The sequence below is a fragment of the Rhodococcus sp. BUPNP1 genome (assembly GCF_002215235.1).
Taxonomy (GTDB): Bacteria; Actinomycetota; Actinomycetes; order Mycobacteriales; family Mycobacteriaceae; genus Rhodococcus.
Genome location: NZ_NERM01000059.1, coordinates 1 through 7,555 on the forward strand (window position 1 = coordinate 1; position 7,555 = coordinate 7,555).

The following is a 7,555-nucleotide window of genomic DNA, read 5'->3' on the forward strand; positions in this document are numbered from 1 at the left end:
AACGCGCCGCGATCACCATGCTCACCGGCACTATGCAGATGTCGGAGCGGTTCGCGTGCAAGGTCGTTGGGCTCTCCCGATCGGTTTACCGGCGGTTGCCGTTGGCGCAGACACCAGGCGACCCGGATGCCGATCTGCGCGCAGAGTTGCGCAGATATGCCCGCAAGCATCCGCGGCACGGGTTTCGTCGGGCGTGGGCATGGCTGCGCTACGACCAGGGCATCGAGGTGAACAAGAAGAAGATCCACCGCCTGTGGAAGGAAGAAGGGCTGCAGGTCCGGCGTGCTCCACGCCGCAAACGTGCCGGCCTGTCCTCGGTTCCGATCGTCGACGCGGATGCTCCGAATGTGGTGTGGGCATTGGACTTCCAGTTCGACTCGACCGTCGACGGCAAGACGGTGAAGATCGCGTCGATGGTCGACGAACATACCCGGATGTCGTTGTTGAACATCGTGGACCGCTCGATCACCGCCGACCGGTTGATTGAGGGCTTGGAGAAGGCGTTCGCGATGTGGGGTGGGCCGCCGCTGGTGCTGCGGATGGACAATGGGCCTTCAGTTCATCTCGGAAGCGCTGCGGGACTTCTGTGCTGGGTCGGTGGGGATGTCCTACATTCCGCCGGGCACGCCGTGGAACAACGGGTTCATCGAGTCGTTCAACAACCGGTTGCGCGATGAGTGTCTCAACCGAAACTACTGGCCCACTCTGCTCGAGGCCCGGGTGGTGATCGAGGACTTCAAGGACGACCACAATCACCGGCACCGTCATTTGGCGCTGGGGTACCGAACTCCTGCCGAGTACGCTGCCGGATGCACTCACCGGCACCAGCCGGTGGCGTGTGAGATCGACTGATCGACTGCAAGTAGGAATCGGCTCTAGAACCGACCGGACCGACTATCGGGGACCTGCCACACACGCGAGTACACCCGTGTTCTTCCATTCGAGCGGCCGGTCGATGTCGAGGCCCTCGCGAGCAAGCCACACCCCGCAGCGTTCGTGCAGCGCGACCTCGCTGACCCAATATTCTGGGTGGACCGGGGTAGAAGGCGGAGCCGAGATGTGGATGGTGTCGCCGTCGCGGCGTCGGGTACCGCGCACCAGCAGACCTGTACACAGTTCCTCTTGCCATCCTGAGATCATGGTGCCGGCGACGGCGGCGGGGGTGCGCCAGGGCGGACCGGCAAGCTCGTCGCCTGTCTGGGGTGGATGCATGGTCACAGCGAAGGTGTTCGGATTGCGGGCCCACTTGAAGTACACCACCACGTGGTCGAGTTCGACGTGTAGTCGGACCGGGCGGAACTGCGTGGCGATCCTGCCGCGGACCCGGATACCGTTGCGCAGTGCGCGCACCGTCTCGGCCGCGGTGTCGGTGAGCCGGTCGAGGGGCACACCGGTGACCTCCAGGCGCCAGCCGCCGTCGGGTTCGGTGTCGGGATGGCGGATTCCTGCGGTCGGGGCGTACGGGCCGACCCGGGCGATGTGTTCTTGCAGTGCCCTCGATTCGGGATCCGGATCGAGTTTGCGGGCGTCGATGACTTTGAGCCACAACCGGTTCCAGGCGGTGTTGTCCGGGGCCAGCACCGGTGTGCCGTCCGAGGCGACGAACACCACGAACAGTGGCTGGGTGTAGATCAGGTTGGTGCGCATGCGCCGGTCCACATCGGTCCGGCGGATCATTTGGTACGCATAATCCGACCACTGTCGGCCGAGCACCGCACGCGCCCACGCTTCCGGTTCGACGGCCGGGTACTCGTGGACCAGATCGGAGCCCGCTGCCCGACGGTCGGGATACTTATCGGGATAGCCCTGCACATGGATCCGCACACACACCGGCCTCATCTCCGCAGGGAATGATCCCAGCTCGTCGGCGTCCTGATAGCTGTAGCTCACCTGGATCCGCAGGTGTGGCGTCGTCAACGACGGCCCCTCGACAGGATGAGTATCGAGCAGCACCGACTGGTGATATGGGGGCTCTCCGGTGGCGGCGAGGCCGCGGAGCAGATCACGGTAGACCGCGATGGGTTCTGCGAACCGCGTGGTGAGCAGTTCGGTCATGGCGGCGCGGTCAAGGGCGCCACCGGACTCAGCAGGCGGAGTCATTCTTTCGACGAAGTGTCAGCATGGCGCCAACGATATCCCATCGTGCGACACACCCCTGGACTCGAACGAGTGGATGTGTCCGTGCTCGGGACACGAGGGGCTTCTCCATCTCTTCCCTAGAGGACATCCCCTGCGATTTTGTTCGTCGACACGAATCAAGCGTAGAGACGAATCTCTTCTGTGCTGCTCAACCATCGTCGAACAGCACACACCGTCAACCTCTCCGTTTTCAGCGGAACGCGGGAACGCTCGGTGCTTCACCGTCTACGCGGGGACGGAATTAGGATTAATTTCTTTGCTCGACAGTGCAACGTTCGAGGAGGGTCGCCAACTTTCCGGAGTCGATGCGGTCGTTGTCGTCGGCGATTCCTGTGGAAACGAGGATATGGTCGACAAGGCCTATGAATGACTCGACGTTGTCCGGCGTGACCCCGCTGGCCAAGGCGAGCGGATGGTCGTGGAGTCCCTCGCGAAGGGCCTCGAGTTTGTGAGTGTCGGCGGCTAGTCCTGTGCCGGGTCCGGAGGTGGTGGGGATATCGACGTGGCGGCGTGCGAGTTCGCCCAGGCGGGGAAGATCGGATTCTGAGACGGGAGTTTGGTATTTGAAGGCGATGCCGCCGAAGTGCAGTCCGGTCCATCCGGTTCGTTCTCGTGCTGAGTGGAGTGAACGGAACTCGTGGTCGTCGCCGTCGAGGGAGACGCCGGCGTTGTCGGTCCAGATGGCGTCGAGAGGAATACCGCCAGGAAAGTGCGGTGCGAGGATGTTCAGTGCCTCAGTTGCGCTGCGGCGAATGACGTTTGCGCCCAGGAAGATGTCGGGGTGCTTCAGGCGGACGTGATCGATGCATCGGGCCAGGCGGATGTCATCTGCGTCGTGGTCGATGAGGAAGACTCCGGAAATGGGATGTCGACGAGCGACCTCGACTTGTTCGGACACCTGGTCGAGATCGTGGACGTGGATCACGGGATATATGCGCATCGCGATGCTCCTGCTGGTTTGCGTTGGAGGTGTCAGGGTCGTACGCGTGTCACCGTGGATGGGGCAAGGCCCCACTCGGAACGTCCGAGTCGGCTCGGCGGTGCGACCTTGGAAAAGTCGGGAAGTCCGTCGTCGGCCAGTACGGCGCTAGCGACAACGACGTTGACGACGCGTCCGAAGATCAATGAGCAGTTTCCCATCTCCACGATCGTGTGCTTGACGCATTCGAACGCGATCGGCGCTTCGGCAACTCGAGGGACAGCCAGGACATCGCTGTCGTGGGGGTTCATTCCCGCTTGCGTGAATTCATCGATCTCGTATGGAAAGGATTCGGAGGTGGCATTGATGGGGTCGATGAGTGTTTCGGTCCCGATGTTCACAACGAATTCACCGGTTTCGGTGATGTTGCGCCAGCTGTCCTTGTGACCGACCGAGTTGAACTGCACGATCGGAGGCTTGGTGGAGGCAACGGTGAAGAAGCTGTACGGGGCGAGATTCAAGATCCCGGCGCTCGAGCGCGTCGACACCCAGGCGATGGGGCGCGGCACCACCGAGGCAGCCAGGACGTGATAGAAGTCCGCAGCACGCATCACGGCCGGATCGAAGCGAGTATATGAGTCGGCGGTCGGGTCGATCGAGTACATGGGGGAGCGGCCTTGGGTCAACAGCACGCCCCGGCGGTAAGGATGTCCAGGCGTTTGGCCAAGTTCTTGTCCAGATGGGCAACGGTGCTGATCAGGTGGGTTCGCAAGGCTTGGCGGGCCTGCTCGGGCCGGTGAGCAACGCACGCTGCGAGCATGCGTTCGTGTTCTTCGCGGCGGAGGGTGAGTTGGTCACCATCCTGTTCGCTGGTGACACGGTAGCGTTCGCTGTTGAGCCAGGTCGGGTCGATGGAGCGGAGCATCCATACCGAGCCGGCAGCGCGGTAGATGGCGTAGTGAAAGTCCTTGTGTGCAATGCGAGCCTCGATGATGTCGCCGTCTTCGAGTGCGATGCGCTGCCGTTCCAATGCCTCGCGGGCCGCCGCTTCGTCGTCGGCGTCGAAATTTTCGGCGGCGCGGCTGCAGAGGATGCCTTCGAGCGTGATGCGGGTCCGGTAGGTGTCGATGAGGTCGTCCGTCGATATTTCTCGGACCCGCGCCCCCTTGTGGGGGGTCATCTCGATCACGCCGATGGCCTCGAGCTGGCGGAGTGCCTCGCGGATGGGCATCATGCTCATCCCGAAGGTGGTCGACAGCTCTTGCAGCCGGAGTGGAGCGCCCGGCGGGATATCACCGTTGCAGATGGACTCGAGAATGGCGTTGTACGCCTGTTCGAGTGTTGTCGAGCGCTTGGGTTTCTTCACTCCGGCTGCGGTCATATCAGTAGCTCCCGTTCAACAGTTCGCCTGCACGGGGAACGTACCGCTTCAGGCCGAGTTCTTTCAGCAGCTGGTAGGTGGTGGCGACGGCTGCAGACAGCACAGGCTTGCCGATTCGGTCCTGAACGACCTGGACGGCAGCCAACGACGGCATCTGCACGCACGCAGACAGCACGACTACATCGGCCTGACTGTGGTCGAGCCGTTCGACGATGTCCACCAGCGCCATCGGGTCCCGGGAACCGACCTCGAGGTTGTCGGGAATTTCGAGGGCGATGAAGTCGGTGACCTCGAAGCCCTCACCGGAAATATAGTCGACGACCTGCTCGGTCAAGGGGCGCATATACGGGGCGATGAGGGCGACCTTACGGGCACCGAGCACCTTCAGCCCGTCAACCAGGGCGCCGGCGCTGGTGACCACCGGCGCTTCGGCGTCGTTGTCGACGGTCACCTGGTGCAGGCGCTTCTCCGAGGTGCAGTGGTACCCGGCGCCGCGGGTCATGATCGCTACCAGACAGGCGTAGCCGAGGACATCGACGTGGGCGTCGGACAGTTCCAGGGCGCAGCGATCGGACTCGTCGTCCATCGCTTCGAGCTGAGCCTTGGTCACTTCTTTCATCCGCATACGCGAGGAGTGGAAAGTGAAGCGCTCGGGTTCGACCTCTTCGCGGGCGCGCAGCATCGCGGGGATCTCGGTTTCCATCGTGATGTTGGAACTCGGGACGATCTGGCCGATGCGGTAGGCGCGGGGGGAAGCCGGTGTGGTCATGGTCAGACCGCCTTGACGGGGTTGGCCAGGGTGCCGATCTTTTCGATGGTTGCGGCCACGACATCACCCGGGGTCAGGTACGTCGGCGGGGTCATCGCCGCACCTACGCCCTGAGGGGAGCCGGTGGCGATGATATCGCCGGGTTCGAGAGTGACTCCGGAGGTGATATCGGCAATGAGCTGGGGAATCTTGAACAACATGTGCCGAGAATTTCCGTTTTGGCGCTGCTCACCGTTGACGGTCAGCGACAACTGCAGGGTGTGCGGGTCACCGAGTTCGTCCGCGGTGACGACCATGGGACCGAAGGGCTTGTAGCTGTCCTGTCCCTTGGAGAAGAACCACTGCCCGGAGCGGCGCTGGTCGCGGGCGCTGATGTCGTTGACGATGCTGTAGCCGAAGACGTGGTTCATCGCGTCGTCTTCGGTCACCGACTTGGCGATATCGCCGATGATCACGGCGAGTTCGCATTCCCAGTCCAGCTGTTCGGTCAGCTCGCTGTTGTGCAGGATCGGCTCGTCGGGGCCGATCACCGCGGTGCCCGGTGTGCTGAACAGCACCGGCCGCGTCGGCAGATTTTCGTCGGTGTCGAGGGATCGGCTCGATTCTTCGACGTGCTCGACGTAGTTCAGTCCGACACCGATGAGCTTGCCGGGACGGAATGGGGCGTGCAGCACCACTTCGTCCAGTGAACGGGTGGCTTCTGCGGGCCAGGACTGGGTGGTGGCGATGGTCTGGGCGACCCGGCGGTGCAGGTCCGGGCCAGCGGCGATGTAGTCGCGTAGATCGTTGGGAACATCGATCACCGACTGCAGGGCGGGGACAAGATCGAGGACGAGAGCATCGTCGAGGACGACTCCGAGATGACGTTCCCCGTCGGTGCCGAAGCTGAAGTTGACAAAGCGCACGAAATTCTCCTTGTTCGATGAATGTACGGAAATCCCTTAGGCCGTTTCGGTCTCGCCAGGAACTTCCGTGAAGTGGGGAGGTGGGAAGGTAGGTGCCTGGTGACTGTTGAGGACGACGCTGGACTGCGGTTGCTGGTTGACGCTGAGTTGGAAGATGTCGAACCGGTTGTAGTGGCCGATGATGTCGTGCATCTGTTTGGGTTGGATCGATGCATTGATGTCGATGTCGGCGTACACGATTCCCTCCTCGTCGATGAGGGGCGTGGTCATCAGCCGCCCGTCCGGACCGAAGATGCCACTGAAGGCACTGTGCGGACGCTCAAGTAGCGCGCGGGCGGCCTCGTTGTGTGCCACGGTATCGACGATCTGATCTGTAATCGCGGCACAGGCGACGATGGTGAAAACCTTACCTTCGAAGCTGTGTGCAGCAGCGCGGGTCTTGATGGCTTCGACCATGTCGTACTCGGCCGGTGCAACGGGAAGGGCGATGTAGTTGGCGATGTGGACCTGCTCTCCTTGTGCCAGGAGACTGAACCGGGCCAAGGTATTGGTGTTCTCCCCGCAGGCCAGTCCACCGAGTCGCCCGATTCCGGTGTCGTAGACGCGCAGTGAGCTGCCGTCTCCGCCGGCCCAGGTCAGCTTCTCGGCCCAGGTCGGCACCAGCTTGCGGTGGACGCCCAGTAGTTCACCGGTATTGCTGATGAACAGGACCGAGTTGTACAGCGTGCCCAAGGAGTACGGATCTCGTTCGTTTACTCCGATGACGACGTGGGCATCGGCTGCGCGAGCAGCGGCGCACAAGGCCGCCACTTCGGGCCCGGGGATGTCGATGGCTGCGTGAAATAGCTTTTCGAACCAGGGGCCCCCTTCAACGGGCGTCATGGTCCAGTTCCAGTAGGGGTACGCCGAGACGAACACCTCGGGAAACGCGATCAGCTCAGCACCGTGTGCGCTCGCCTCTGCGATCAGACGGCATGCCTTGTCCACCGTGGCGGATGTGTCGAGGAACTCCGGAGCCGCCTGCACTGCGGCGGCTCGAAACTTCGGGTATGCGGTCATCTCCGGTGTCCTTCGTTGCTGAACGTGTAGACCATCATGCCTAGGATTTGATCAAATTATACGTCTACTCGCAAGAGGTGCCTCGATCGAGAGTTGGGCGTTCAGAGGCTTGAGCAGTTAATTCACCACCTATTCGAAGAGTGCCTCTTGCCTAGTCATGTTTCCGTCATGAAAAATTTCGTTGTCAGGTCTCGCATTTGATCAAATTACGGTCTACCGTTCCCTCACAACGCGTTTGTTCCGCCGCAGTGATGTAGGAAGGAGTTGCTGATATGAGGGAAGACATCCTCGGCCGGTCCCGCGTGGAGGACACCGACGAGCTGGTGCAGTTCTACCGCCGGCTCGAGACGATGGGCGCCGGAGCGTTGTGGACGGTGGCCAAC

The 7,555-nt window shown here is 62.2% G+C and carries 9 protein-coding genes; 2 read left to right on the plus strand and 7 right to left on the minus strand.

Translation table 11 applies throughout. The annotated features are described in order from the left end of the window. Both B9C99_RS25165 and B9C99_RS26400 read left to right on the plus strand, forming a co-directional pair. Window positions 1–677: IS3 family transposase (locus B9C99_RS25165; RefSeq protein WP_143543608.1), on the plus strand; the 677-nt coding region annotated here is incomplete at its 5' end. Beyond that, window positions 604–852: an integrase core domain-containing protein gene (locus B9C99_RS26400; RefSeq protein WP_172415089.1), complete on the plus strand. Its 249-nt coding sequence runs from the start codon at window positions 604–606 to the stop codon at window positions 850–852. The genes B9C99_RS25165 and B9C99_RS26400, both read left to right, overlap by 74 nt. Before the next feature lie 42 nt (window positions 853–894). Here the strand turns inward: B9C99_RS26400 and B9C99_RS25175 are convergent, their stop codons facing one another. The 7 genes from B9C99_RS25175 to B9C99_RS25205 form a co-directional block, all read right to left on the minus strand. Next, the gene (locus B9C99_RS25175; protein ID WP_253250201.1) at window positions 895–2,100 is read right to left on the minus strand and encodes a hypothetical protein; all 1,206 of its coding nucleotides are present in this window, start codon (window positions 2,098–2,100) and stop codon (window positions 895–897) included. Between the two features lie 286 nt (window positions 2,101–2,386). Beyond that, window positions 2,387–3,079, minus strand: coding sequence for an adenine phosphoribosyltransferase (locus tag B9C99_RS25180; RefSeq protein ID WP_088899767.1), 693 nt, complete (start codon window positions 3,077–3,079; stop codon window positions 2,387–2,389). A gap of 32 nt (window positions 3,080–3,111) precedes the next feature. Further along, window positions 3,112–3,723, minus strand: coding sequence for a flavin reductase family protein (locus tag B9C99_RS25185; RefSeq protein ID WP_088899768.1), 612 nt, complete (start codon window positions 3,721–3,723; stop codon window positions 3,112–3,114). Between the two features lie 17 nt (window positions 3,724–3,740). Beyond that, window positions 3,741–4,439, minus strand: a complete 699-nt coding sequence (locus B9C99_RS25190; RefSeq protein WP_033098386.1) for a GntR family transcriptional regulator — start codon at window positions 4,437–4,439, stop codon at window positions 3,741–3,743. 1 nt (window position 4,440) lies between these two features. Next, window positions 4,441–5,208 (minus strand): Asp/Glu racemase, encoded by a 768-nt coding sequence (locus B9C99_RS25195; RefSeq protein WP_033098387.1) that lies wholly within the window; start codon window positions 5,206–5,208, stop codon window positions 4,441–4,443. Between the two features lie 2 nt (window positions 5,209–5,210). Beyond that, on the minus strand, window positions 5,211–6,113 hold the full coding sequence (locus tag B9C99_RS25200; RefSeq protein ID WP_033098388.1) for a fumarylacetoacetate hydrolase family protein: 903 nt from the start codon (window positions 6,111–6,113) through the stop codon (window positions 5,211–5,213). A 36-nt stretch (window positions 6,114–6,149) separates the two neighbouring features. Beyond that, on the minus strand, window positions 6,150–7,172 hold the full coding sequence (locus B9C99_RS25205; protein ID WP_088899769.1) for a carbon-nitrogen hydrolase family protein: 1,023 nt from the start codon (window positions 7,170–7,172) through the stop codon (window positions 6,150–6,152). Window positions 7,173–7,555 lie beyond the last annotated feature (383 nt).